This is a genomic window from Pseudomonas sp. CFII64 (genome assembly GCF_000416235.1).
Classification (GTDB): domain Bacteria; phylum Pseudomonadota; class Gammaproteobacteria; order Pseudomonadales; family Pseudomonadaceae; genus Aquipseudomonas.
Genome location: NZ_ATLO01000050.1, coordinates 14515 through 38966 on the forward strand (window position 1 = coordinate 14515; position 24452 = coordinate 38966).

Below are 24452 nucleotides of genomic sequence, written 5' to 3' on the forward strand. Positions count from 1 at the left end.
TCGGGGCTGAGCAATCAGCGTCAGCCCTGACCTCGTTACGCATCAGCCCGCTGTCTGGAATTTCGCAACATTGCGCTGCAAGTCGCGGATCACTTCCACGGATTTGTAATACACCGCCCAGTAATGGTCGTTGTGGCAGTAAGGTCTGACCGACAGGGTCAGGGCATCCGCGGAAATGGCCGAGAGATTGATGTCCACTTCCGGATTGGCCAGCACGTCGGGAATGCTGCCGATCTGCTGCTTGAGGGTTGAAATCACCGCGTGCTCGTCCACTGAGGCGGGCAGCGTTGCAGTCAACTCCATGCGCCGGAACGGATTGCTGGAAAAATTGACGATATTGCCGGCAAAAACCTTGTTGTTGCCCACCATCGTCAACACGTTATCCAGCGTGTTGATCGAGGTGACGAACAAACCGATTTCCATGACCGTTCCCGTCACATCCGCCGCGCTGATCAGGTCGCCGACCTTGAACGGGCGCAGCACGATGATGAACCCGCCTGCCGCCAGATTCGCCAGCAGCCCCGACCACGCCATGCCGATGGCCAGGCCCACCGCTGCCAGTAATGCGGCGAGGCTGGTGGTTTCGATGCCGCAATAACTCAGGATCGCAATCACCAGGAAAATGTTCAGCACTACGGTGATGAACGAGCCCAGATAGCGCAGAACCGTTGGATCGAATTTTTGCCGGGTCAGCGAAGTGCGGACCATATTGACGACAACCCCGATCAACCAGCGGCCCACGATCCAGAGCAGGATCGCGGTGACTATCTTGAGCAGGATCACCACTCCGTATTGCATGGCCACATCAAATAATGCAGTGATTTTATCGGTGCTGATATCGATGAAATTCAGATCGTCCATGATGGCGCTCCATGCCAAATACCTGCACCGTAGATCATCCTCTCAAGTGACACTGACTCGCTACTGTCACTTATGACAGGAAGCAAAGTGCCAGCGCCGTAAGAAACGGTTGCAGCCAGGCTTGCCCGCGAAGAGGCCGGTACATCCGTCCATTTCTTAGTTCGAAAAAGCTTCACGGGCAAGCCTCGCTCCCGCGGGATGGGCCTAAACCGGCGGCTGGCGCGGAACATCCGTTGGGGTTTCATGGCCTTCGATTTCCGGGCGCACATTGCGCGAGGAAATCTCGGTACGCAGCATCGGCAAGCTTTGCGGGTACTGTTTGGCGATGAAGGCGATCAGGCGTTCGCGCATATGGCAGCGGGCATCCCAACTGCGCGAAGAGTCCGCAGAACTCAGCAGCACCCGCAGCTGCATCGCCTTGGCGTTGGTGTCGGCGACTTGCAGCACGCAAACCCGGCCATCCCACAGATGCGGAATGTCCTCACAGATGCGCTGCACTTCGGCGCGCAACTCTTCCACCGGCAGCGAGTAATCCACCCAGACGAACACCGAGCCAATCAGGCTGGAGGTGGCGCGTGTCCAGTTCTGGAAAGGCTTCTCGATGAAATACTGCAACGGCACCACCATGCGGCGCTCGTCCCAGATCTTGATAACAACGTAGGTACCGCTGATTTCCTCGACGCGTCCCCATTCGCCCTCGACGATCACCACGTCATCCAGGCGAATGGGTTGGGAAATGGCGATCTGCAGGCCGGCAATCAGATTGCCCAACACCGGTTTTGCAGCGAAACCCGCCGCCAGTCCAGCCAGACCCGCCGAGGCCAGCAAGCTGGTGCCGATTTGCGCGACTGCCGGAAAACTCATGAGAATCAGCCCGGTGCCGAACAGCAGCACCAACGCGTTGACGCAGCGCACCAACACGCGGACCTGAGTCTGAATTCGCCGCGCATTGAGGTTGTCCTCGATATCCAGCGGGTTGTGAATCGCCACCGCTTCGCCCACGGCATTGACGCAACTGAGCACCAGCCAGGTGAAGCCGGCGATGACCAGCAAGCCGTTGACGTGGCGCACCGTTGCGATCATCAGCAGATCGTCGGGTGCCGCCGTCCATACCGTCTGCAAGGCCAGCAACGGCAGCAGCCACACGGTCGGGTTTGCGGCGCGATGCAGCAGTTGTTGAGGCAACACGAATGAATTGGCAATGCGCCGCAATACCGTGAACGCCACCCAGCGAATCAACAAGGCGACCAGTACGGCGAAGCAGGCAACGATAACGGTCCTGAGCCACGGCAGGGGCAAAAGCTCCAGCCAGCTCTCGGGCAACAAGTGTTCCATCGATGGGTACTCGCAGCAGAAATGACTTTAAGTCGAGCGGACATCCTGGAGTTGACCTAAAGCCGTCCGCCGACCTCGATGGCGATAGCTGCCTGCAAAATGTGAGCCCTGCGGCCCGGGATCGTTCCCCAGCCCGTCCGGCTTAACAGGATTTGCGCGATTGCGCCTTGGTCGCGGCGAGAAACGCAGCTGATGCCAGGTCGCCCAATTGTCCGGCGACAATTGCGTCGATAAAGGCTTGGCAATCATCGGCGCTGGTATCCACGCTGAACTCCGGATGCAGCGGCGCTTCATACGGGCTGTCATAGCCGGTGAAGTTCTTGATCCGGCCTTGCTGCGCGGCGCGATACAGCCCTTTGGTGTCCCGTCGCGCACATTCGCTGAACGGCGTGCTGATATGCACTTCAATGAACTCACCGGCTGCCAGAGAGTGCCTGACGGCATCGCGGTCGGCGCGGAAGGGTGAAATCGCACAGACAATCACGATTAATCCGGCATCTACCATCAGTCGGGCAACCTCGGCGATACGCCGCACGTTTTCGTGGCGGTCGGCATCACTCATGCCCAGATCCCGGCAGATTCCCTGACGCAATCGATCGCCATCCAGCAAATAGCTGTGCAAGCCATTGTGTTGCAGCGTTCGGTCCAACTCGATGCCCAGCGTTGATTTACCGGCGCCGGACAAACCCGTCAGCCAGATGCAACAGGCGTGTTGCTGCTTCATGTCCTCACGTTGCATCTGGTTCACCAACAGATTCGGCGCGACGATCAGCGGTTTGCGCTCAGTCATACGCGAACAACTCATAGTCGCGGGCATAGACCTCGCGCACTCGGCGGCGGGTGGCGGGGGAGCAAAACTGAATGAATTGATTGTCGGCTGCCGACGAGCGATTGATGTGTGGCAGTTCGGCTTTGACGTGAAGATGAATGCACAACTTGCGGAAATCTTCTTGCAGGGTTTCCTGACGCCCGATGAAGTCCACATTCAAATGGCCCATGGCATCTTGCAGAAAGTAATGTTGCGATGTGAAATGTATCTGTTTCGTTATGTTTTCCGGGCGCAGCCAATGACCGACGAAATCATCGAAACTGTCGTATCGGCTGACCAGCGCCTGGGCGGCCTTGTCCCGATCTTGTGTGTTATTCAACAAGTAACTGTAAGCCGACCAAGCGCGTTGTAACGGATCGCGTACAAAGCCGAACTTGAAATAGTGCTGGAAGCGCTCGTTGAACTGCTTTTCGTACCAGTAGAGCGGCATATGCCCGGTCGGTGTGCTGCCGAACAAGGCCATGGCGACGCTGCTGCCCGCGCATTTCGGGACATGAATGAACACACACTCCAGCGCGTCGAACTCCGCTGGGAAGCGATTCTTGCCGGACAATGTCTTGTTCACGACTTGTCGGTCAATGACCGGAAGACGCTCAAGTAATAGTTCACGCTGCGTCTTTGGAATCAACTTCCAGAGGAGGCGGTTCATAAGTAATGACCTGAAGCGAAGCAGTTAGGAAGTCACAAGCGTACAACTTACCCAGTCCTGGATGAACGTCTTTTCATACTCTTTACATTGACATTGGAATGTTGGTTTGTTGTGTTCTTGTTGTAAGCACGTTGTTACTCGGTCCAACGAAATCTTCCCTCGAACTCACTTTCCCGCGCACAACAAAAAACCCGCCGAGGCGGGTTTTCTTCAAGACCATTCCAACATCCTGTCGGTAAGCCCTCCGGGCCATGGTCGATCATCCTTGATCCTGTGCGCGTCCTGCGCATCAGTTGTTGGATCCAATCTTAAGCCTCCAGACGCGGGGCGCACAGAGCCAATCGCCATCAGCGCGTGTAAGCCTTTCGCTATAGCGCAGGATGCAGGCGCTGCACAAACGGTCTAAAAGCGCAATTGAGCCAAAGGAGCCAGCACGGCGCAGGGCAGGCGAGCTATAACGTGGAGAGCAAGCAATTGAAACCACCGGCTCTTCATCTCGCATGAAGGGTTCAGAGCTAATAATTCGCCAGGGTGCAGACATGTCCATTTATCACCAAGGGCTCGAAAAAGGCCCGGCCAACCATATCGCGCTGACGCCGCTGAGCTTCATCGAGCGTACTGCCGCGACCTATCCCGATTATCCCGCAGTGATCCATGGCGCGATTCGCCGCACCTGGGCGCAAACCTACACGCGCTGTCGACAATTGGCGTCGGCCCTGAGCCAGCTCGGCGTAGGAGAAGGCGACACGGTAGCGGTGATGTTGCCGAATATTCCGGCGATGCTCGACGTGCATTTCGGCGTGCCCATGCTGGGGGCCGTGCTCAATACCCTGAACGTGCGCCTCGATGCGCCGACCATCGCCTTCATGCTTGAGCACGCCCAGGCCAAAGTCTTGATCGCCGACCGCGAGTTTCATGCGGTGGTGCGCGACGCCCTGGCGCAGTTGGACAACCCGCCGTTGCTGATTGACGTAGACGATCCGGAGTACGGCCAAGGCCAGCAGCTCAGTGAGCTGGATTACGAAACATTGCTGACCGCTGGCGATCCCCAGTTCGAGTGGCAATGGCCGCAGGACGAATGGGCGCCCATCTCGCTGAATTACACATCCGGCACCACCGGCGACCCCAAAGGCGTGGTTTATCACCATCGCGGTGCGTTTTTGAATGCCATCGGCAATCAGATGGCCTGGGGCATGGGGTTGCATCCGGTGTATTTGTGGACCTTGCCGATGTTCCATTGCAACGGCTGGTGCTACCCGTGGACCATCACCGCCCAGGCCGGAACCCATGTGTTTCTGCGCCGGGTCGATCCGCAGAAAATTATCAGCCTGATCCGCGAGCATCGCGTCAGCCATATGTGCGGCGCGCCGATTGTGCTCAACGGCCTGGCGAATCTACCGGACGCTGCCGATATCAGCTTCGAACATCCAGTGCATGCAATGACCGCAGGCGCCGCGCCGCCGGCCAAAGTCATCGCGTCGGTCGAAGCCATGGGCATCTGCATCACCCACGCCTACGGCCTGACCGAAACCTACGGCCCGGTGACCGTTTGCGCCTGGAAAGCCGAATGGGAAGAACTGGCCGCCGACGACCGCGCCACGATCAAGGCCCGCCAAGGCGTGCGCTACCCGACCCTGGAAGGCGTGATGGTTGCCGATCCGTTGACCCACCAACCAGTGCCGAAAGACGGCACGACCATCGGCGAGATCTACATGCGCGGCAACACCGTGATGAAGGGCTACCTCGGCAACCCGACCGCCACCGACCAAGCCTTCGATGGCGGCTGGTTTCACTCCGGCGACCTGGCGGTCTGGCACGCCGACGGCTATCTGGAAATCCGTGACCGGCTCAAGGACATCATCATTTCCGGTGGCGAAAACATCTCGACCATCGAAGTCGAAAGCACGCTGTATCGACATCCCGCCGTCCTTGAAGCGGCCGTCGTCGCCAAGCCCGACGAGAAATGGGGCGAAACACCTTGCGCTTTCATCACCCTGAAACCCGGCCATGAAGCCGTCACCGAGGCGCAAATCATCCAGTTCTGCCGCGAACACATGGCCGGCTTCAAAGTCCCGAAAACCGTGATCTTCGCCGCCTTGCCAAAAACCTCGACGGGCAAGATCCAGAAGTATTTGTTGAGGGAATGGGCGAAAGGCGGTTAATACAGACCCCTATTCATCAAAAACCGGGGAACTTACGCTGTGCCAGCTTCCAACAACATCCAGATTTCCCGCTTCGAGCCAGCCGACCAACGTGGCGTCATCGACGTGATTGTGCCGATCCAGCGCGAAGAATTTGGCATCGCCATCACTGCCGATGACCAACCCGATTTGCAGTCCATCCCCGACTTCTATCAAGTTGGCAGCGGGGACTTCTGGGTCGCTAAACACGCTCAGCACATCATCGGCACCATCGGCCTTAAAGACATCGGCGCACAGCAAGCCGCGCTGCGCAAAATGTTCGTCGCGCAGGCGTTTCGCGGGCGGGAATTCGGTGTTGCCGCGCAGCTATTGAACACGCTGCTGGAGGAAGCAAAACGGCGCGGCGTACAGGAGATCTACCTCGGCACCACCGAAAAATTCCTCGCGGCGCACCGCTTTTACGAGAAGCACGGCTTCATCGAAGTCGGCAGAACCGAACTGCCGAAGCGCTTTCCAGTGATGGCGGTGGACAGCAAGTTTTATGTTTTGCGGCGTTGAAGCTGGCCCCCGTCGCGCACCGTGGGACCGGATTTATCCGGGAAGGCGTCTGCGAAGTTCAACTCAACGGATTGAAATTGTCCCCCGCGCTACAAAACCGTTGCTTGATTGCCTGGCTGAAATCAGCGTGGTCCTTGCTGGCCCGCGCCGACCATTCCCGGCATTTTTCCCGGAAGTACACCTTGGCGCCTTTGCGGCATTCCCGGTATTCGATTGACCCGCGCCGATAGTTGGCGCAGACGCTGGTGCCTTCGATGCGATCGTTGATGACCGTCCATTCGGCCGCGTAGGTGCGTTTGCCGTCCCATTGCCAAACGGTGTCTCTTTCAACGTTCTGCGCGATCACGCGTTTGGTTCGCGCAGGCGTTTGCTCGGCCTTGAATCTGCTCAGATAAGAAGCGGAAACCATGCCCTGAGCGACGTCGTTCTGGCTGGTATGCGGGAAGTGGCCATAGCGGCAAGTGGCTACGGCTTCGTCGATGATGTTGTCCGGCTTGATGCACTCGGCCAAGGATTTTGGCGGGAGCAGGGCGTCGGCGGTATAGATCGGTGGCACCGGGCTGGAGACGGCGGAAGGGCCGGGTGCGATGCGCGCTTGGGGGATAAACTGCGCCACTGGGGTATGGCGGCTGAACAGGTAGCCGCTGACCGTTGCAAACAGCAGCAGCGCGAAGACATTGCGGAACAGGTTGGACGCATTGGTTGGCCGACGTCGGCGGGCACGCGGTGCCAAGCCATCATCGTCGGCACTGAAGCGCTCGTATGAATCGGGGTCATCCTTGCTCGTGTCCATACAGCCGTCCTTGATAGGCCGCGCATCCATTGCGCTTCAGGGCAGAGATTAGATCGAATGGCGGCTTATTGCCAGCACTGAAGCCGGCCTTGGCATCATCCCGTAGGACCGACTTTAGTCGGGAGCAAGTCCTCCCGGCTAAAGCCGGTCCTACGGATCGAACGTTCAACGACAGTCGATCCTCTGCGGGTTTAAACCTCCTTCAACAACGCATCCGCCACCCGCAGACTCAGTGCCGCGCCGGTCAGCGTCGGGTTCACGCAGGACGACGATGGCATGACGCTGGTGCCGGCGATGAACAGGTTGTGGTGGTCGTGGGTGCGGCAGTCACGGTCGACCACCGAGTTTTTCGGATCGTCGCCCATGATCGTCGTGCCCATGATGTGCTGGCGATTCTGGAAGCCGACGTCGGTGCTGAGGATGTCGGCATCAAGCAGCTTGGCGAACTGCTTGAAGTCCTCCAGCGCCTTCTCTTTGCCAGCGTGCCAGTAGTCCGGAACGCTGTAATAGATTTCCGGCACCGGCAAGCCAATCGCATCGAATTTGGTCTTGCTCGGCGTGACGCGGTTTTCCGGCAGCGGCAGGGTTTCAAAGTCCACCGCCCAGTTCAGTGAGCGCGCCGATTGCAGACGAATCTGCTCGTCGAGTTTCGAACCCAGCACGCCTTTGGAAATCAGCGTCGAGGTGATCTGCGACGTCGGCACCGTGTTGCGCACTTTGATCTTGTAGCCGGGGTAATCCTTGCGGAACGCACCGTCGCGGCTGTTCAGATACACCAGCAATTGCGTCGGGCCTTCGCCGGGCCACATGTCTTCCTTGGTCATCACGTTCATGCTGATGCCGGTGTGATCCATCAGATTTCGACCGACCTGATCCGACGAGTTGGCGATGCCGTTCGGGTATTTATCGGACGTGGACATCAGCAATAGCTTCGGCGATTCGATGCCGTAGGCGGCCAGCACGAAATAGCGCGCGGTCAGTTTGTGTTGGGATTTGTCCGGGCGCATGTACCAGATCGCGGTGATCTTGCCGTCGTCGCCAGCTTCGACTTTGTAGACCACCGAGTTCTCCAGCACTTTCGTACCGTGACGCTCGGCTTCGTCGATGTGCATGGAGCCATCGTACTTGGCAGCAATCGGGCAGACCGGATTGCAGTTGTTGTTGCCCGCGCACGGCGGACGTTTGCCGTAAGGGCGAGTCGCGCGGCCGTTGGGTTCGAGGATCGGGTTGTAGCCGCCCTTGCTCAGCAGCTCCGACAAACGCTTGAACATGTAGCTCGGCTTGAGCCCTTCCATCGGGTACGGAATCGAACGCGGCGGATAGGCCGCGCCGCCTTGCCCGCTTTCATCCTGGCCATCGACCCCTGATACGCCCAGTTCGGTTTCAGCCCGTGCGTAAAACGGTTCCAGCTCGTCGTAACTGATCGGCCAGTCGCGGCCTCGGCCGTACAGCGAATTCAGACGGAAATCGTTGGGCAACATGCGCCACAGCGACGAACCGAAGTGCCAGGTGGTCCCGCCGACAACGCGCAAATACGAGGTGTTGTACTTCACCGGCCCGACTTGCTGCAGGTAATCGCCATAGGTGGACGGCGCGTGGGGCAGGCTCGGATACGGCGAGCCGGCACCCTGCAGCTTGGCGTTGGCCAGGGACAATTTAATCGGCGCATTGCGGAAGGTTTCGACCACGTCACGTCGATTAACCCGCGGACCGGCTTCCAGCACGATCACCGATTTGCCCGCTTTGGACAGCTCACTGGCGATCAAACCGCCCATGACGCCAGAGCCGATGATGACTACGTCGGCGTCGAAATCAGCGTTGCTCATAATCTGGAATCCTTTGTATCAGCTGGCTTGGCGCCCCATGTAGCCGGGCCGCCACCGTAAGTGGGGATGATCAGGGTGGCGTGGGTCGGTTGGTACATCATGGCTTCGGAGTAGCTGATCATCTGTGCATCAGCCCCTTCGCCGACGATGCCCAGGTACCAGGCGGAAATGATGCTGACGGCCGTGGCTTTCAACGACGGATCGGCATCGGCCAGCGCCAGATACTCATCGACGTGTTTAAGCTGCTTATCGGCGATCAATTGCTTCAAAGCCGTCACGTTTCCGGCAAAGTTCGGCGCACGACGGGCCAGTGCGGCGTAATAGCGCGAAGCCAGAACCGGATTGGCCGGACGGCTGACCAGAAACTGCGAAAGCGCGATGAAATCAGCGGTCGGCGCATCAGCCGCCAGCACTGATTGCCAAGGCAGCACGCTGCCCACCAGCGTCATCAGGCCCAGCGTTACCGAGCCGCGCAGCAGATTACGGCGGGACAAGCCCCGTGGGGTTTCAGCCTGGGTGGTGCTCATTGAAGTATCCATTTGCTCAAGCTCCCTTGCGACGGCGGGCGATCATCCACACCACCAGGCCGATCAGCAGGCACACAAGAATGATTGCCGGGATCGTGAATTTGGCCAGCTCAGCGAGCGGCGCCTTGGGGCCGCCTGCGCGGCTTTGGGCGACGTCGGCGGCCGTGACTTTCAGCTCAGAATTGCCATAGCGCGACAGCACGTAGTTGCTGACGTCGGCGATCTGCTGGTCATTCAGGCGATCAGTGAACAGCGCGTCCGGCCCGAATGCCGGCATGTCCACAGCCACGCCATCAACCGTGCGATGCACGCCGTAGACGATGGCGGCGATGAGGTTGTCCGCACGCGTGGTCGCGGTGTTGTTGAACAGCGACGGGTATTCTTTGGTGCCTTGGCCATTGGCCTGGTGGCAGTTGGCGCAGGTGCCGCTGAAGATGTGCCAGCCCGGATTGTCTTCCGGCTTGGTACCGCGCAAGGTCAGCTCGTCGGTGGAGGCCGCGCCGAACTCGTGACGGGCTTTTTTCTCAGCGGATTTGACCGGCGGCGTCTGCTGCAGATACGCGGCAATCGCCTGCAAATCGCTGGCGCCCAGATACTGCAGGCTGTGCTCGATCGCTTCCGCCATCGGCCCGGCTGCTTGCGCTTTGCCAGCCACATGACCGGTGCGCAGGTAAGCGACGATTTCCTCGTTGGACCAGGCGCCGATGCCGCTGACCTTGTCCGAACTGATGTTCGGCGCGTACCAGCTGCCCAGTGAACCGCCGCCCAGCGGCTTGCCGTTGTCAGCGCCCATCAGGAAATTGCGCGGTGTGTGGCAGGTGTCGCAGTGCGCCAGGGCGTTGACCAGATAATCGCCACGGTTCACTTCAGCGGACTTGCTCGCGTCCGGCTTGAAGCGGGCGTCGCTGTGGAACAGCAGATTCCAGCCAATCATCGACGCGCGAATGTTGAACGGGAACGCCAGCTGAGTCTTCTCCGACGGCGTATCGACTGGCTGCACTTCCTTCATGAAGTAGTCGTACAACGCAGCGATATCGCTATCGGTCATCTTTGCGTAGGACGTGTAGGGCATCGCCGGATACAAATGAGTGCCATCCGCCGCCACGCCATCACGCACCGCGCGGGCGAACTGCTCGTTGGAGTAGCTGCCGATGCCAGCAGTTTTGGACGGGGTAATGTTCGTCGAATAAATCACCCCCATCGGCGAGCTGAGCGGATAACCGCCAGCAAACGGCTTGCCTTCGGGGGCGGTGTGGCAGGCGACACAGTCGGCGGCAACCGCCAGACGTTTGCCGGCAGAAGCCGTGGCTTCCAGTTCCTGGCCGAAGGCCGATCCCGCCATACAGGCGAGCAGGCACAGCAATCCAGCAAAGGCCTTGGGCAGGCCTCGTCCTTCACGAGCGTAACGTGACATTTGTTTACCTTAGGCAGTTGCGGCCTGGCTTTTTCGAGGTTCGGATTCGGCTAACGCGCTTGGTCAGAACCAACGCTCACGGTGGCATCGGCTCAGCGCATGCGACAGGGTGTCGCACAAAACGAGGGGAATGTTTCATATCGCGAAACATTCGGCAACATCTAAAACAGGCAAAGTGCTACCGAAGGGAACGGTCACAGAAGGCTCTAGACCGAGCCTCTTGGCTGAAGCCCGCAGCCCGTCTGGCCTAGACGTACGATGACTGATGAATTCGAATGGATTGGATTTTTGAAGATTTGTGCCATTTGTTTTGTGGAAGAGCTGTGGAGGCGAATGGTCGTCATAGTCTGGACTCCGCGCGGCGCGGCTCGCCGCATTATTTCCATGAGGAAGCCAATGAGCGGGAACAAAACTACCGGCACCAACTGGGTTGACCCGGACGATGCGCCTGAACTGACGGACGCTTTTTTGAGCGCGCCGATGAATACAAGGGCGAGCGCGTCGTCAAACGTGGCCGACCCAAAGCTGAAGCAGTACGCGAGCGGATCACCATTCGTCTGGCGCCTGACGTGCTCGAACAATTCAGAGCTTCAGCCCCCGGATGGCAAACCCGGACGAACGCCGCACTCGCCGATTGGCTCAAGACGCACACGCCTTCGGAGTTGCAGGTGTAGGTGAGTGCGATTGGTTGTCTGAGAGGTCGCAGGTGCCAACGTTGGTGGGGTGCTCGTGGGACCGGATTTATCCGGGAATGCGGCATTTCTGACGACGAAAATACAGCGAATGTATCGGCCTCTCCCCGGATAAATCCGGTCCCACGGAGCTTCATTAGTTCAGATGGTTGTGTGCTGTTTGATGAGCGTCGACTTGTTGGCGAGGCGCTGGTCCTGCAAAAACAAATGAATCGCCTCGCGAATAAATTCGCTCCTACCAAAACGGCGAAAATTCCGTTGGAGCGAGGCTTGCCCGCAAAGAGGCCGGTACATCCGCCCGCTCCAATAACGAACAGCGCAAATGCTATGTTCAGCGTTTGCGCAGTACCCACGATTCCCTGCGCAAACGCCGCACAATCACTATTTAACCGTGCCGCGTGAAAGCTCCATGATCATGCGCGTCAGCAGGTAAATCCGTGGCGAGACGCTTTCGACTTCCGCGTATTCCTCAGGCGTGTGGATGTTGCCGCCGACGATGCCGAAACCGTCCAGCGTAGGCACGCCGACACTCGCGGCCAGGCTTGCGTCGGCCGCCAGCGTGCGGCCCAGCTCGCCGTAAATGCCTTGCGCAATGGCCACCAGCTTGTCGCTTTCGGCGGTTTGCGGCATCGGTGGCAGGCCACGAATCAGCTTCGTCGAGACTTCAGTTTCCGGGATGAGTTTGTCAGCCGATACGCGTGCGAGGTCTTTCTCGATCCGGTCGAATTCTTCCGGCACCGCTGCGCGCACATCGGCCTTGGCGGTGGCTTGATCAGGAATGACGTTGGTTCGGTCACCGGCATTGATCGTCGTGAAGTTGATGGTGGTCTTCTTCTCCGGATCGCCCAGTTTGCCCAGTTGCAGGATCTGATGCGCCGCTTCCATTGCCGCGTTCCGCCCCAGTTCCGGCGCGACACCGGCGTGGGAAGCTTTGCCCTTCACATCGACCACCGCCGTCGCGCTGCCTTTGCGCCAGACGACCAGGCCATCAGCTGGGCGACCCGGCTCCAGATTCAACGTTACATCGTGTTGCTTGGCGGTTTTCTTGATCAGGTCGGTCGCAGCGTCCGAACCGGTTTCTTCGCTGGCGTCCAGCAGGAAGGTGATCTGCGCGTAGTCGGTAAAATTCAGATTTTTCAGAATTTGCAGTGCGTAGATGCCAGCAACGATGCCGCCTTTATCGTCCATCACGCCCGGACCGTAGGCGCGTCCGTCCTTGATGTGGAAAGGGCGGGCAGCGGCCGAGCCTTCCTTGAACACCGTATCCATGTGCGCCAGGAGCAGAATTTTCGCCTTGCCCGTGCCCTTGAGCGTGGCGATCACATGCTTGCTTTTATCTGGCGCGGTATTGGGGAAGGTCTCAATGGTCGCGCCAAGTTTTTTCAGTTCCTCGACGACAATTGCGCTCACCTTGCTCAGCCCCGGCTCGTAACCGGAGCCCGAATCGATATTCACCAGTTGCTCCAACAGCTTCAGCGCGGGCTCTTTGGCTTGCTCGGCGCCAGCCTGAACCAGTTTGTCGGGAGTCGCCGCCTGGGCGAGGGAGCCGCCACCAAAAGTGACAGCAAGCGCCAGAGCGGAGGCGAGGGCAGAGCGGGAAAATATCAACGGCATGAGTCGGTCCTTGAAGGGCTGGATTGATCGAAACCACCCTAACGATTCTCGCGACGTTGCGCATCTGAAAATAATCGAGAGCAGGCGATCCGGGTGCGATCCACTACTGAAGTGGTTGCTCTAAGCTGGAACGCTTCGTGCTTCCCATTTATCTGGATAGTCAGGAGTAAAATTTTTGACGGTTGTGACCGGTGCAGCTCTACCTGCTCGCGGCGCCCTCGCTCAAGCGGATACCTGCAATCTTCCCGGCCTCTAAGGCGGCATCGGCGAGTTCTGCCTTCGCCCCCGATTCAACTTGGTGTGAACATGACGAATATCCTCTCAGGCCAGGATGCTTCCCTGGCTTCTGAAACCCTGCCCATCAGCGCAGGTCCGTTCGTCGAGGCGTGCGAAGTGCTGGTCGTGCAGCAGCCACTTTTTGAAGACGGCGAGCCGCCAGTGGGCGTGGTCATCCATGCGTATCAGCCCGATGTGCTGCGAGACATTCTGGTCCGGTTGATCAATCTGCATGAGCGCCTGCACCTCTACGTCACCTGCGTGGCCGGGCGTGACGATACGGTACGTGCCCAGCTGGCGGGCAGCGGGCTGAATTATTCGCTGTACCGGGTGGCCGATCACGGCCGGGATATTTTGCCATTCCTGCAGATGCTGCCGTATTTACGTGCCGACAACATTCACACCCTGCTCAAGCTGCATACCCGAAACTCGATGCGCCAAGGCGCGGCGAACGCCTCGGGCGATGACCTTTTCGATGACCTGCTGAGCCCCGTACGCTTCCGCCAATCGGTGGAGCACCTGGCCGATCCGGCGCGCCATCCATTGCTCGGCAGCGAGAAGTATTGGCTGCCGGTCAGCGAAAACCTTGATCAAGACACCCGCACACATCTGGTCACCCTGGCCGAGCGCGCCGGCTTTGACCCACGAGGAATCGACGACGCGCATTTTTTTGCTGGCACGATGTTCTTTGTGCGCGCCGACGCCTTGGCTCCCCTGGAGCAGATGCACCTGACGGGCAAGGATTTCGAAACTGAACGCGGCCAGCTTCAAGGCACGCTGGCACATGCCCTGGAACGCTTTTTCGGCCTGCTGGCGAATGCCGGCCAACAACAGCGCAATGTTGACCTGTATCGGCGCTGGCTGGACACCCGGCAACTGGCTGCCGCCGAGTTGGAAGGTTTGCCGGCGCGACTGGCAAGCTGGCCCCAGCAACCGGGCGTGTTGGTGGTGTTGACCGATACCACCGGTGACATTGCGTTGCTGCGTTCCAGTCTGGAAAGCATCGAGCGCCAGCTTTACGGGGCGGCGGCCGTCGTGGTGTTGTCCAATGCCGAGCCAGTAGGGGTGACGCCGGCCGACAATCTGGTCTGGCTACCGCTGGCTGAATCCTGGCCGACCCAGCTCAATGAGTTGCTGCAAGGTATCGAGGTCGACTGGTGCTTCCTGCTGCGCGGCGGCGACCAACTCGATCGCCACGCGCTGCTATTGCTCGCCGAAGGCATCGCCCTGAATCCTGGTATCAGCGCTTGCTACAGCGATGAAGACTCGCTGACCGCAACCGGCTGCCAGGACCCGGTATTCAAGCCGGACCTGAACCTGGATCTGTTGCGCAGCTATCCGTATGTCGGCCGGGCGCTGGCCTTCAGTCGCGAGGCCGTGTTGGCCGTCGATGGCTTCGATCCTGCCTTCGCTGAACTGGCGCCCCATGACCTGCTCTATCGGGTGATTGAAACCCATGGGTTGGGCACCGTCGGGCACCTGGCCGATGTGCTGGTGCACCAGGCAATCAACTTCGGCCAGTGGCTCGGCGAACCCCAGGTCAGCGCGCACTCTGCCGCTATCGTCAAGGCGCACTTGCAGCGCCTGGGCGTGGCTCATGAACTGCGCGCCGGACCTTTGCCGATGGTCAATCGCGTGGTTTACCAACACGCCACGCAGCCGTTGGTGTCCATCGTGATTCCCACCAAGGACTGCCTGCCGATGCTGATCCGCTGCATCGAAAGCATCATGGAGAAAACCCGCTACACCCATTACGAACTGATCATCATCGACAACAACAGTGAAACCGCCGAAGCCCGGGATTGGTTCAGCGGCGTGGAGCGCTTGAACGACGCCAAGGTGCGCATCCTGCGTTATCCCCACCCTTTCAACTATTCGGCGATCAACAATTTTGCCGTCAGCCACGCCCTTGGCGAATACCTGGTGCTGCTCAACAATGACACCGCCGTCATTGATGGGGACTGGCTTGACGCATTGCTCCATCACGCCCAGCGGCCGGAAGTGGGGATAGTCGGCGCCAAATTGTTATTCCTCGACGGGACCATTCAGCACGCAGGCGTGGTACTCGGCTTGCGCGGCGTCGCCGACCACCCATTCCTGCGCGAGCCAATGCAGTCCAACGGCTATCTACACCGTTTGCAGGTTGACCAGAACTACAGCGCGGTGACCGCCGCCTGCCTGATGATCAGCACCGAGCTTTATCGTCAGGTGGGCGGACTGGATGAGACCGGCCTGACGGTTTCCTTCAACGACGTGGATCTGTGCCTGAAAGTCGGCCAGGCCGGGCGACTGATTGTCTGGACGCCTTATGCGCTGCTCATGCACGAATCCAGCGTAAGCCAGCACAAGATCGACACGACCAAACAGGCAGCCAAGCGCGAACGCTTCAAGCGCGAACAAGCGGTGATGTACCAGCGTTGGCTGCCGTTGCTTGCCAACGACCCGGCCTACAACCGCAACCTGACCCTGGAAGGCAGCGGCTTCGCCCCCAATTGCCGCAGCGAGGCGGGCTGGCAGCCGTTCGCCAGTCGTGTTCTGCCTTTTGCGCTGTGCTACCCCGGCGATTTTTCCGGCTGCGGGCATTACCGGGTGCGCCAGCCCTTCGCTGCCATGCAAGCCGCGCAGCTGGTCGACGGCGCGGTGAGTGACTGGGGGCTGCAACCGGTGGAGTTGGAACGCCTGGCACCGGACACGATCATTTTCCAGCGGCAATACACGACGCCTCAGTTGGAGTTGATGCAGAGCACCAAGGCGTTCTCCAGGGCGTTCAAGGTTTATGAACTGGATGACTACATTCTCGATATGCCCACCAGCAACCCAGGCCGAGAACTGCTTCCCAAAGACATTGCCAAGCGCTTGAAGAACGCCGTGGGGCTGTGCGACCGGCTGGTGGTGTCGACGCAGCCGCTGGCCAATGCGCTGAAAGGTTTTAACGCCGACATTCGCGTGGTGGAAAATCGCCTGCCAAGCCAGTGGTGGAGCGGCTTGAACAGTCTCCGCCACCAAGGCCGCAAGCCTCGGGTCGGTTGGGCAGGTGGCTCGGGCCACGGCGAAGACTTGCACGTCATCGTCGAAGTGGTTCGTGAACTGGCAGGTGAAGTGGAATGGGTGTTCATGGGCATGTGTCCACCGGCATTGCGTCCCTATGTCCACGAATTCCATCGGGGCGTGAATATCGAGAAATACCCGGCACGCCTGGCCAGCTTGAACCTGGACCTGGCATTGGCGCCTCTCAAAGACAATGTTTTCAACGCCTGCAAAAGCAATTTACGGCTATTGGAATACGGTGCCTGCGGCTTCCCGGTGATCTGCTCGGACACCCTCGGTTATCGCGGCGACTTCCCGGTGACCAGAGTCAGCAACAAGCCCAAAGCCTGGATTGCCGCGATCCGCGAACACCTCGCCGAACCCGACGCCAACGCCACCGCCGGAGATGCCCTGCGCAGCGTGGTACTCGACCACTGGATGCTCAAGGACGAACACCTGCTTGCGTGGCGCAACGCCTGGCTGGCGGATTGAATCAAGAGGCCTGCGTTCTGTGGCTGGTATGCCTCCGGCAAGTCTTCTACCACACAGGGATGGATAGCCAGAAACAACAAAGCCCGCACAAGGCGGGCTTTGAAAATCTCAGAACTGCTTACGCGTCCTGATATCGAATTTGGTGCACCAGACGGGATTCGAACCCATGACCACTGCCTTCGGAGGGCAGTACTCTATCCAGCTGAGCTACTGGTGCAATGCGGCCGCCATGATACTCATCTGATCGGCATGCGTCCATGCTGGCGAGAGGCTGTTGTTGATTTCGCACGTTTTTGGGGCTGTGGATGACGTTTATCAGAAAATCTGCAGGAATCTGGCAATTGCGTTCTTTTTTTCGAACAGCCTATTGTCCTTTACCCCAGCAGTCCCTAGGATTCGTTTGAGATTTCAAACGCTCTTGTCCGGTTCTCCCGCACTTTTGGCGACCCTTCGTTGCGGAGCCCGGCGAATATTTCCTGACGGCAGTCTCGTTCGAGGCGCCTTTGCACAACAATAATTGCTCCGCCCCTGCGCGGTGCTGTTTAGGAGGCCGACATGCAGCTTAAAGACTCGAAACTGTTCCGCCAACAAGCCTATATCAATGGTGCCTGGCTGGACGCGGACAGTGGTCAGACGATCAAGGTCAACAATCCGGCTGACAACGAAATTCTTGGCACCGTGCCGAAAATGGGGGCAGCTGAAACCCGTCGTGCCATCGAAGCGGCCGACAAGGCGCTGCCGGCCTGGCGTGCACTGACCGCCAAAGAACGCGGCAACAAGCTGCGTCGCTGGTACGAGCTGATGATCGAGAACCAGGACGACCTCGCGCGCCTGATGACCCTCGAACAGGGCAAGCCGCTGGCCGAGGCCAAGGGCGAGATCGCTTATGCGGCGTCCTTTATCGAGTGGTTCGCTGAAGAAGCCAAGCGCGTGTATGGCGATGTGATTCCTGGCCATCAGCCGGACAAACGTCTGATCGTACTGAAGCAGCCGATTGGCGTGACGGCGGCCATCACGCCGTGGAACTTCCCGGCAGCAATGATCACCCGTAAAGCCGGCCCGGCGCTGGCCGCTGGCTGCACCATGGTCCTCAAGCCTGCGTCGCAAACCCCTTATTCGGCATTGGCCCTGGCTGAACTGGCCGAGCGCGCGGGCATCCCGGCTGGCGTGTTCAGCGTGGTGACCGGCAGCGCTGGCGATATCGGCAGCGAGCTGACCAGCAACCCGATCGTGCGTAAATTGTCGTTCACTGGCTCGACCGAAATTGGTCGTCAGTTGATGGCTGAGTGCGCCAAGGACATCAAGAAAGTGTCGCTGGAATTGGGCGGCAACGCGCCGTTTATCGTGTTCGACGACGCGGACCTGGATAAGGCCGTCGAAGGCGCGATCATTTCCAAGTACCGCAACAACGGCCAGACCTGCGTCTGCGCCAACCGCATCTATGTGCAGGACGCCGTGTACGACGCGTTCGCCGAGAAGCTGAAAACCGCAGTGGGCAAGCTGAAGATCGGCAACGGTCTGGAAGAAGGCACCACAACCGGTCCGCTGATCGACGAAAAGGCTGTGAACAAGGTCAAGGAACACATCGCCGACGCCGTGGGCAAGGGCGCGAAAGTGCTGCTCGGTGGTAACAGCATGCAAGGCAATTTCTTCGAGCCGACCATTCTGGTCAACGTGTCGAAAGATGCCGCCGTCGCCAAAGAAGAAACCTTTGGCCCGTTGGCGCCGCTGTTCCGCTTCAAAGACGAAGCCGAAGTGATTGCGATGGCCAATGACACCGAGTTCGGTCTGGCGTCGTACTTCTACGCGCGCGACATGAGCCGCGTGTTCCGTGTTGCTGAAGCGCTGGAATACGGCATGGTGGGTATCAACACCGGCCTGATCTCCAACGAAGTCGCGCCGTTTGGCGGGATCAAGTCGTCGGGCCTGGGCCGCGAAGGTTCCAAGTACGGCATCGAAGATTATCTGGAAATCAAATACTTGTGCCTGAGCGTTTAACGCCCGCGCACTCGCTTCAAGCGTAATTCCAACCCGGTAGCCGGAAGTTGCAGCAGTCGATCATCGTATGCTGCTGCAACTCACCCCGACTGCTTAATCCTTGACCAACGCCGACCGATGAGCGGCGAATGAGGAAACCATGAGTCAAACAAACGCAGAATTGATGAAACGCCGCGAGGCCGCTGTTCCACGCGGTGTTGGCCAGATCCACCCGATCTTCGCCGCTTCGGCCAAGAACGCTACTGTGACGGACGTTGAAGGTCGTGAATTCATCGACTTCGCGGGCGGCATCGCGGTGCTGAACACCGGTCACCTGCACCCGAAAATCATTGCCGCCGTGCAAGAGCAGCTGACCAAGCTGACTCACACCTGCTTCCAGGTTCTGGCTTACGAGCCGTACGTTGAGCTGTGCGAAAAGATCAACGCCAAGGTTCCAGGTGATTTCGAGAAGAAAACCCTGTTGGTGACCACAGGCTCCGAAGCGGTTGAAAATGCCGTGAAGATCGCCCGTGCCGCCACTGGCCGTACCGGCGTGATCGCGTTCACTGGCGCTTACCATGGCCGCACCATGATGACCCTGGGCCTGACCGGCAAAGTCGTGCCTTACTCGGCCGGTATGGGCCTGATGCCAGGCGGTATCTTCCGCGCAATCTATCCATGTGAACTGCATGGCGTGAGCGTCGACGATTCCATCGCCAGCATCGAGCGCATCTTCAAGAACGACGCCGAGCCGCGCGACATCGCTGCAATCATCATCGAGCCGGTGCAGGGCGAAGGTGGTTTCTATGTGGCGCCGAAGGCGTTCATGGCTCGCCTGCGCGAACTGTGCGACAAGCATGGCATCCTGCTGATCGCTGACGAAGTGCAGACCGGCGCCGGTCGTACCGGTACGTTCTTCGCCATGGAACAGATGGGCGTCAGCGCTGACCTGACCACTTTCGCCAAATCCATCGCTGGCGGTTTCCCGTTGGCCGGTGTGTGCGGCAAGGCTGAGTACATGGACGCGATCGCTCCGGGCGGCCTGGGCGGCACCTACGCCGGTAGCCCGGTGGCGTGCGCGGCTGCGCTAGCGGTATTGCAAGTGTTTGAAGAAGAACACTTGCTGGATCGCTGCAAGGCAGTCGGTGAGCGTCTGGTGACGGGTCTCAAGGCGATTCAGGCTAAGTACCCGGTGATCGGCGAAGTCCGGGCGCTGGGCGCGATGATCGCGCTGGAGCTGTTTGAAAACGGCGACACCCACAAGCCGAACGCGGCTGCAGTGGCGCAGGTTGTGGCCAAGGCGCGCGACAAGGGTCTGATCCTGCTGTCTTGCGGCACCTACGGCAACGTTTTGCGCGTCCTGGTGCCGCTGACTTCGCCGGACGAGCAACTGGATAAAGGCTTGGCACTGCTCGAAGAGTGCTTTGCCGAGCTGGCGTGAGAATGCCAGGGCCGCATTGATTAAAATGTGACCAAATGGACAAAAAAGACCCGCTTCGGCGGGTTTTTTTGCGTTTTAAGGGGGCATATAGCGCTTTTGAGGTATATCTCCAAACGGATGCATTGGCTAAGGTAAACGCATGGATGTCGGAGACTGCTGATGACTGCTGTAGATTTACCCGCGGTACCTCGCGTATTGATTGCAGAATCCGATCCATGGGTTCGCGAAACGCTGAGTGAGTTGCTTCTGAGCGTGCGCGCTGATATCGATCTTGAGATCTGCACCGACGGCAAGCAGGCCGCCGAATGGATGAAAAAGCAGCTGCCTGATCTGGTCATTGCTGCCAGAGAACTTCCTGTCATTGACGGTTTGAGCCTGTTGCGCGGTATTCGCGGGTTGCAGCGCAAGCCAGTCATTCCTTTTATCCTGATCAGTAATCGCAGTGACAGCGCCAGTGTCCGTGAGGCAGTGCCGCTGGCGCCGACCGCTTACCTGACCAAACCCTTGAATACCGAAGGGCTGCGCCAACGCCTTGAGCGCCTGTTGCTGGTGTGTCCGATACCCAATGCGGTTCCGGCGCTGATTCCCGGTGCGACACTCGTCAGATTCCTGGAGCAACGTCGTGATACCACCGACGGAGCGCCTTTGTTCGTGGATGTCGTGACGGCGATCAAGCTCAGCAAGGTCGCGGCGCGCGTCGATACCACGTTGCTGGAGCAAGAGCTGCGCAACGACCCGCATGTCACGGCGGTGCTGATCGCGGCGGCCAATAGCGCAGCGCAGCATATGGGCATGCCTGTGCAGACACTGCCCGCTGCCCTGGCGGTTTTGGGCGGGGCGCAGAGCGCTGACATCGTTGGCGGCCTGGAGAAAAAACGCACGTCGGTGCTGACCAACGATGCGCTGCTGGCCAAGGCCCATGAGCTGTGGGCGTTATCGCAGCGTACGGCCGAATACGGACGCACCTTGGCGCGCATGCTTGAGCTGGATACCGAACGCTGTTTTTGTGCCGGCCTGTTGCAGACGCTGGGTGATCTGGCCGTTGTGGGTTGCCTGCAGGAATGGTTGCAGGCTGGCGGCGAATTGAGTGATGAGCAGATCAGCCAATCGCTGGAGCAATATTCGGCAGCCTTCGGTTCTGCCTTGCGCACTCGCTGGCGTTTGCCCCTTGAACTGCGAGAGCTGATTGCGGCGGTTTACCAATACAACACCGGCGTTTACACCCGCGAAGTGCTGGTCATGAACCTGGCTGGGCAGATGGCGCGGCTCGGCAACGATGACAGCGTCACACCCTTGCTCAAGACCAAGCCCGCCCGGTTATTGAAAATGAACGTCGCAGACTTGCAGCGGCTGCGCAAAAAGCTCACGGGCGTCACCGATCCAAGCCTGCTGGCACCGCCTGCGGGGTTGCAGGTGGAGGCTGTGCCGGACGAGGAAATTGCCGATGGAGCGGATTTGCTGGATCTGGTGCCGGAGCCCGTCGAAGACGATCCGGAGAAACCCTCGCAAGACTCGATTGCGTAGGAGCGTGGCTTGCCCGCGAAGAACGATAACGCGGTGGGTCTGGTCCAGCGAGGCGCCTGATTTCACGGGCAAGCCTCGCTCCAACGGCTGACGTCTGCTACACCAACACAATCTGATTCTTGCCCTGGCGTTTGGCCTGGTACATGGCGGCGTCGGCGCGGCCGTACAGGGCTTCGAGGCTTTGATCGGCGTCGCCCAGGTTGGTCAAACCCTGGCTGGCGGTGATGCCAAACGTCACGCCGTCACGCTGGAAGCTCAGGCGCTGGATTTCCCGTTGCAGGCGTTCGGCGATCTGTTTGGCCATGTCGGGGGCGCAGCCGGGGAAAACCGCCGCGAACTCCTCACCGCCAATCCGCCCGAACAGATCACCACGGCGCAATGTGCCTCGCCCGCACTCGGCGATGCGTTGCAACACCAGATCGCCTTCCTGGTGGCCGTAAGTGTCATTGACCAGCTTGAAGTCATCGATATCCAGCAGCAGAAACGCCAGTGGCGTGCCGCTCAGGCGCGCCTGTTCGAATTCGCGTTGGGCACAATCGAAGAAATGGCGACGGTTGCTGCTCTGGGTCAGCACGTCGGTGGTGGCCAGACGCTGTAATTCGCTCTCCAGCTGTTTCTTTTCGGTGATGTCTTCGGCGATGCCGACCACGATCAAGCGATGCCCGGCGTCCGCCTGATGGCTGACGAAACATTTGTCGCTGAGCCAGCGTATTTCCCCATCGGCGCGGATGATGCGGTACTCGCGATCTTCGATGGAGCCTTTTTCGATCACCTCGTTGAGGCTGCGTTCGGCGTAATTCAGGTCATCCGGATAGATGCTGTCACGCCATTCGCCATAGTCGGCCAGCAGCAGGCCGGCCGAGCGCCCGAAAATCCGTTCATAGGCCGGGCTGACGTAAATCATCTGCTGAGTCGCCCAGTCGAACGCCCACAAGACCGCGTTAACGCTGACTAACAGCGAGCTGAACAGTTGCTCTCGTTCACTCAGGCGCGCGACTTCTGCCTGGGCATGCATTAACGCCAGCAGTGTTTCCGCTGCGGGTGGCATGTCGACAGGAGAGGCGGGGGGAGCGGGGTTCTGGTTGTCCATGGCACTGCATCTCAAGAAGAAGTGCGGCGCACGCCACAACATTTCCCACGGAGGTTATGGGCTGATGTTCAGAGTGATTTTAAGGGGTGAAGTTCCGCAAAGGCGCGCCGGAGAAGGGCGCGCCGATCAACGGTGTCAGGCTTGGGCAGGACGTAGCGAATAGGTTTTGAGCTGATCCGCGAAGTCGCGCAGCGAGGCAATGCCGCTGGCTTCGGCCTCGTGGATCCAATCCTTGATCGCCGCAAGCATGTCATGGCCATTGCTGCTGGTCTTGAGCCAGATCTGCTGCAGGGCCAGGCGTTTTTCATAGATCACTTTCAGCGCCTGGCTGTGTTCCAGCATGGACTGGATATGCAGGTGATGCTTGTCGTCCAGCAGGCTGGTTTCCCGGGACAGCAGCGCTTTGGCCCGATGGAATTGATGACGTACCGACGCGTCGGCCTTGGCCAGTTCCTGCGCTACCAGCGGGCCGATCACCAGCTTGCGGTACTGGGCCATGATCTGGAAGCGGTTGTTGAGAATCGCCATCGCGGTGTCCATGTCCAGGCTGCCTTTGCCTTCGACCCGATGGGCGATGGGCGCAACGCGCTGCACTTTGGCCAGACGCAGGGCGCTGAACACTTTGATCCATGCCCAGCCCATGTCGAATTCCCACTTCTTGACCGACAGTTTGGCCGAGTTGGGGTAGGTGTGATGGTTGTTGTGCAGCTCTTCGCCGCCAATGATGATGCCCCACGGCACCAGATTGGTCGCCGCATCACGGCATTCGAAGTTGCGATAACCCACCGCATGCCCAAGGCCGTTGACCACACCAGCGGCCCAGAACGGAATCCACATCATCTGGATCGCCCAGACGGTAATGCCCAGCGCGCCGAACAGCATCAGGTCGATAACGGCCATGATCGCGATGCCCAACAGCGGGAAGCGGGTGTAGAGATTGCGTTCGATCCAGTCTTCCGGGCAGTTTTTCCCGTAGATGCGCAGGGTTTCCGGGTTTTCCGCTTCGGCGCGGTACAGCTCGGCACCTTTGCGCAGTACGGTAGACAAGCCTTTGATGACCGGGCTGTGCGGGTCATCGACCGTTTCGCATTTGGCATGATGCTTGCGATGGATAGCGGTCCATTCGCGGGTGTTCTGCGCCGTGGTCAGCCACAGCCAGAAACGAAAGAAATGTTTGAGACCCGCATTCAGCTCCAGCGAGCGATGGGCCGAGTAGCGATGCAGATAAACCGTGACGCCGACGATAGTCACATGGGTTATCGCCAGAGTGACTGCCACCAACTGCCAGACGGAAAGATCGAGCAGACCGTTGTACCACATAGGCTGTGTTGCCCTCGAAGTGACGCGCGTGAAGAAAAAAGTAACAGTGCGCATTATCACTGAGCC

At 59.2% G+C, this 24452-nt stretch carries 17 protein-coding genes, 1 tRNA gene and 1 pseudogene; 7 read left to right on the forward strand and 12 right to left on the reverse strand.

The features are described from left to right. Positions 1–42 precede the first annotated feature (42 nt). From CFII64_RS25375 to CFII64_RS30355, 4 genes are all read right to left on the reverse strand, one after another. A complete protein-coding gene (locus tag CFII64_RS25375) occupies positions 43–861 on the reverse strand; it encodes a mechanosensitive ion channel family protein (protein ID WP_020293724.1) in 819 nt (272 codons plus the stop codon). A gap of 204 nt (positions 862–1065) precedes the next feature. Further along, a complete protein-coding gene (locus CFII64_RS25380; RefSeq protein WP_020293725.1) occupies positions 1066–2196 on the reverse strand; it encodes a mechanosensitive ion channel family protein in 1131 nt (376 codons plus the stop codon). Between the two features lie 142 nt (positions 2197–2338). Continuing rightward, positions 2339–2986 carry an adenylyl-sulfate kinase gene (cysC, locus tag CFII64_RS25385; RefSeq protein ID WP_020293726.1) on the reverse strand — a complete coding sequence of 216 codons (648 nt, stop codon included), beginning with the start codon at positions 2984–2986 and terminating at the stop codon, positions 2339–2341. Beyond that, complete coding sequence (locus CFII64_RS30355; protein WP_020293727.1) at positions 2979–3674, reverse strand: sulfotransferase family 2 domain-containing protein; 696 nt, start codon at positions 3672–3674, stop codon at positions 2979–2981. Before CFII64_RS30355 ends, cysC begins: the two co-directional genes overlap by 8 nt. A gap of 539 nt (positions 3675–4213) precedes the next feature. On the opposite strand from CFII64_RS30355, the gene CFII64_RS25395 reads away from it, so the two are divergent. Further along, positions 4214–5836, forward strand: a complete 1623-nt coding sequence (locus tag CFII64_RS25395; RefSeq protein ID WP_020293729.1) for an acyl-CoA synthetase — start codon at positions 4214–4216, stop codon at positions 5834–5836. A 39-nt stretch (positions 5837–5875) separates the two neighbouring features. Then, positions 5876–6373 carry a GNAT family N-acetyltransferase gene (locus CFII64_RS25400; RefSeq protein ID WP_020293730.1) on the forward strand — a complete coding sequence of 166 codons (498 nt, stop codon included), beginning with the start codon at positions 5876–5878 and terminating at the stop codon, positions 6371–6373. Positions 6374–6431: 58 nt separating this feature from the next. On the opposite strand, the gene CFII64_RS25405 is transcribed toward CFII64_RS25400, so the two are convergent. The 4 genes from CFII64_RS25405 to CFII64_RS25420 all read right to left on the reverse strand — a co-directional run bounded on the left by CFII64_RS25405 (position 6432) and on the right by CFII64_RS25420 (position 10933). After that, positions 6432–7166 carry a hypothetical protein gene (locus tag CFII64_RS25405; RefSeq protein WP_020293731.1) on the reverse strand — a complete coding sequence of 245 codons (735 nt, stop codon included), beginning with the start codon at positions 7164–7166 and terminating at the stop codon, positions 6432–6434. A 191-nt stretch (positions 7167–7357) separates the two neighbouring features. After that, positions 7358–8992 carry a GMC family oxidoreductase gene (locus CFII64_RS25410; RefSeq protein WP_020293732.1) on the reverse strand — a complete coding sequence of 545 codons (1635 nt, stop codon included), beginning with the start codon at positions 8990–8992 and terminating at the stop codon, positions 7358–7360. Beyond that, positions 8989–9531: a sugar dehydrogenase complex small subunit gene (locus tag CFII64_RS25415; RefSeq protein WP_020293733.1), complete on the reverse strand. Its 543-nt coding sequence runs from the start codon at positions 9529–9531 to the stop codon at positions 8989–8991. The genes CFII64_RS25410 and CFII64_RS25415 overlap by 4 nt, the downstream gene beginning before the upstream one ends. 4 nt (positions 9532–9535) lie before the next feature. Next, positions 9536–10933 (reverse strand): cytochrome c, encoded by a 1398-nt coding sequence (locus tag CFII64_RS25420; RefSeq protein ID WP_020293734.1) that lies wholly within the window; start codon positions 10931–10933, stop codon positions 9536–9538. Positions 10934–11451: 518 nt separating this feature from the next. Between CFII64_RS25420 and CFII64_RS30175 the strand changes: the two are divergent. Then, positions 11452–11607 (forward strand): annotated as a pseudogene (locus tag CFII64_RS30175) (BrnA antitoxin family protein); the annotation flags it as partial. Positions 11608–12006: 399 nt separating this feature from the next. Here the strand turns inward: CFII64_RS30175 and CFII64_RS25430 are convergent. After that, positions 12007–13239 carry a M20/M25/M40 family metallo-hydrolase gene (locus CFII64_RS25430; RefSeq protein WP_020293737.1) on the reverse strand — a complete coding sequence of 411 codons (1233 nt, stop codon included), beginning with the start codon at positions 13237–13239 and terminating at the stop codon, positions 12007–12009. A gap of 306 nt (positions 13240–13545) precedes the next feature. Here CFII64_RS25430 and CFII64_RS25435 point away from each other — a divergent pair, with 306 nt between their 5' ends. Then, on the forward strand, positions 13546–17034 hold the full coding sequence (locus CFII64_RS25435; RefSeq protein WP_020293738.1) for a glycosyltransferase: 3489 nt from the start codon (positions 13546–13548) through the stop codon (positions 17032–17034). A 140-nt stretch (positions 17035–17174) separates the two neighbouring features. On the opposite strand, the gene CFII64_RS25440 is transcribed toward CFII64_RS25435, so the two are convergent. Beyond that, positions 17175–17251, reverse strand: a tRNA-Arg gene (locus CFII64_RS25440). A 338-nt stretch (positions 17252–17589) separates the two neighbouring features. On the opposite strand from CFII64_RS25440, the gene gabD reads away from it, so the two are divergent. The 3 genes from gabD to CFII64_RS25455 all read left to right on the forward strand — a co-directional run bounded on the left by gabD (position 17590) and on the right by CFII64_RS25455 (position 21976). Continuing rightward, positions 17590–19032: an NADP-dependent succinate-semialdehyde dehydrogenase gene (gene gabD, locus CFII64_RS25445; RefSeq protein WP_020293739.1), complete on the forward strand. Its 1443-nt coding sequence runs from the start codon at positions 17590–17592 to the stop codon at positions 19030–19032. Positions 19033–19171: 139 nt separating this feature from the next. Further along, positions 19172–20452, forward strand: a complete 1281-nt coding sequence (gene gabT / locus CFII64_RS25450; protein ID WP_020293740.1) for a 4-aminobutyrate--2-oxoglutarate transaminase — start codon at positions 19172–19174, stop codon at positions 20450–20452. 159 nt (positions 20453–20611) lie between these two features. Next, on the forward strand, positions 20612–21976 hold the full coding sequence (locus CFII64_RS25455; RefSeq protein WP_020293741.1) for an HDOD domain-containing protein: 1365 nt from the start codon (positions 20612–20614) through the stop codon (positions 21974–21976). A gap of 97 nt (positions 21977–22073) precedes the next feature. On the opposite strand, the gene CFII64_RS25460 is transcribed toward CFII64_RS25455, so the two are convergent. Further along, complete coding sequence (locus tag CFII64_RS25460; RefSeq protein ID WP_044901688.1) at positions 22074–23066, reverse strand: sensor domain-containing diguanylate cyclase; 993 nt, start codon at positions 23064–23066, stop codon at positions 22074–22076. A gap of 135 nt (positions 23067–23201) precedes the next feature. Continuing rightward, complete coding sequence (desA, locus tag CFII64_RS25465) at positions 23202–24386, reverse strand: delta-9 fatty acid desaturase DesA (RefSeq protein WP_020293743.1); 1185 nt, start codon at positions 24384–24386, stop codon at positions 23202–23204. Positions 24387–24452 lie beyond the last annotated feature (66 nt).

Excerpts from the sequence above, each read along its gene's own strand:
- CFII64_RS25375 (WP_020293724.1), bottom strand. The coding sequence starts at position 861 with ATGGACGATCTGAATTTCATCGATATCAGCACCGATAAAATCACTGCA.
- CFII64_RS25380 (WP_020293725.1), bottom strand. The coding sequence starts at position 2,196 with ATGGAACACTTGTTGCCCGAGAGCTGGCTGGAGCTTTTGCCCCTGCCG.
- cysC (WP_020293726.1), bottom strand. The coding sequence starts at position 2,986 with ATGACTGAGCGCAAACCGCTGATCGTCGCGCCGAATCTGTTGGTGAAC.
- CFII64_RS30355 (WP_020293727.1), bottom strand. The coding sequence starts at position 3,674 with ATGAACCGCCTCCTCTGGAAGTTGATTCCAAAGACGCAGCGTGAACTA.
- CFII64_RS25395 (WP_020293729.1), top strand. The coding sequence starts at position 4,214 with ATGTCCATTTATCACCAAGGGCTCGAAAAAGGCCCGGCCAACCATATC.
- CFII64_RS25405 (WP_020293731.1), bottom strand. The coding sequence starts at position 7,166 with ATGGACACGAGCAAGGATGACCCCGATTCATACGAGCGCTTCAGTGCC.
- CFII64_RS25410 (WP_020293732.1), bottom strand. The coding sequence starts at position 8,992 with ATGAGCAACGCTGATTTCGACGCCGACGTAGTCATCATCGGCTCTGGC.
- CFII64_RS25415 (WP_020293733.1), bottom strand. The coding sequence starts at position 9,531 with ATGGATACTTCAATGAGCACCACCCAGGCTGAAACCCCACGGGGCTTG.
- CFII64_RS25420 (WP_020293734.1), bottom strand. The coding sequence starts at position 10,933 with ATGTCACGTTACGCTCGTGAAGGACGAGGCCTGCCCAAGGCCTTTGCT.
- CFII64_RS25430 (WP_020293737.1), bottom strand. The coding sequence starts at position 13,239 with ATGCCGTTGATATTTTCCCGCTCTGCCCTCGCCTCCGCTCTGGCGCTT.
- CFII64_RS25435 (WP_020293738.1), top strand. The coding sequence starts at position 13,546 with ATGACGAATATCCTCTCAGGCCAGGATGCTTCCCTGGCTTCTGAAACC.
- gabD (WP_020293739.1), top strand. The coding sequence starts at position 17,590 with ATGCAGCTTAAAGACTCGAAACTGTTCCGCCAACAAGCCTATATCAAT.
- gabT (WP_020293740.1), top strand. The coding sequence starts at position 19,172 with ATGAGTCAAACAAACGCAGAATTGATGAAACGCCGCGAGGCCGCTGTT.
- CFII64_RS25455 (WP_020293741.1), top strand. The coding sequence starts at position 20,612 with ATGACTGCTGTAGATTTACCCGCGGTACCTCGCGTATTGATTGCAGAA.
- CFII64_RS25460 (WP_044901688.1), bottom strand. The coding sequence starts at position 23,066 with ATGGACAACCAGAACCCCGCTCCCCCCGCCTCTCCTGTCGACATGCCA.
- desA (WP_020293743.1), bottom strand. The coding sequence starts at position 24,386 with ATGTGGTACAACGGTCTGCTCGATCTTTCCGTCTGGCAGTTGGTGGCA.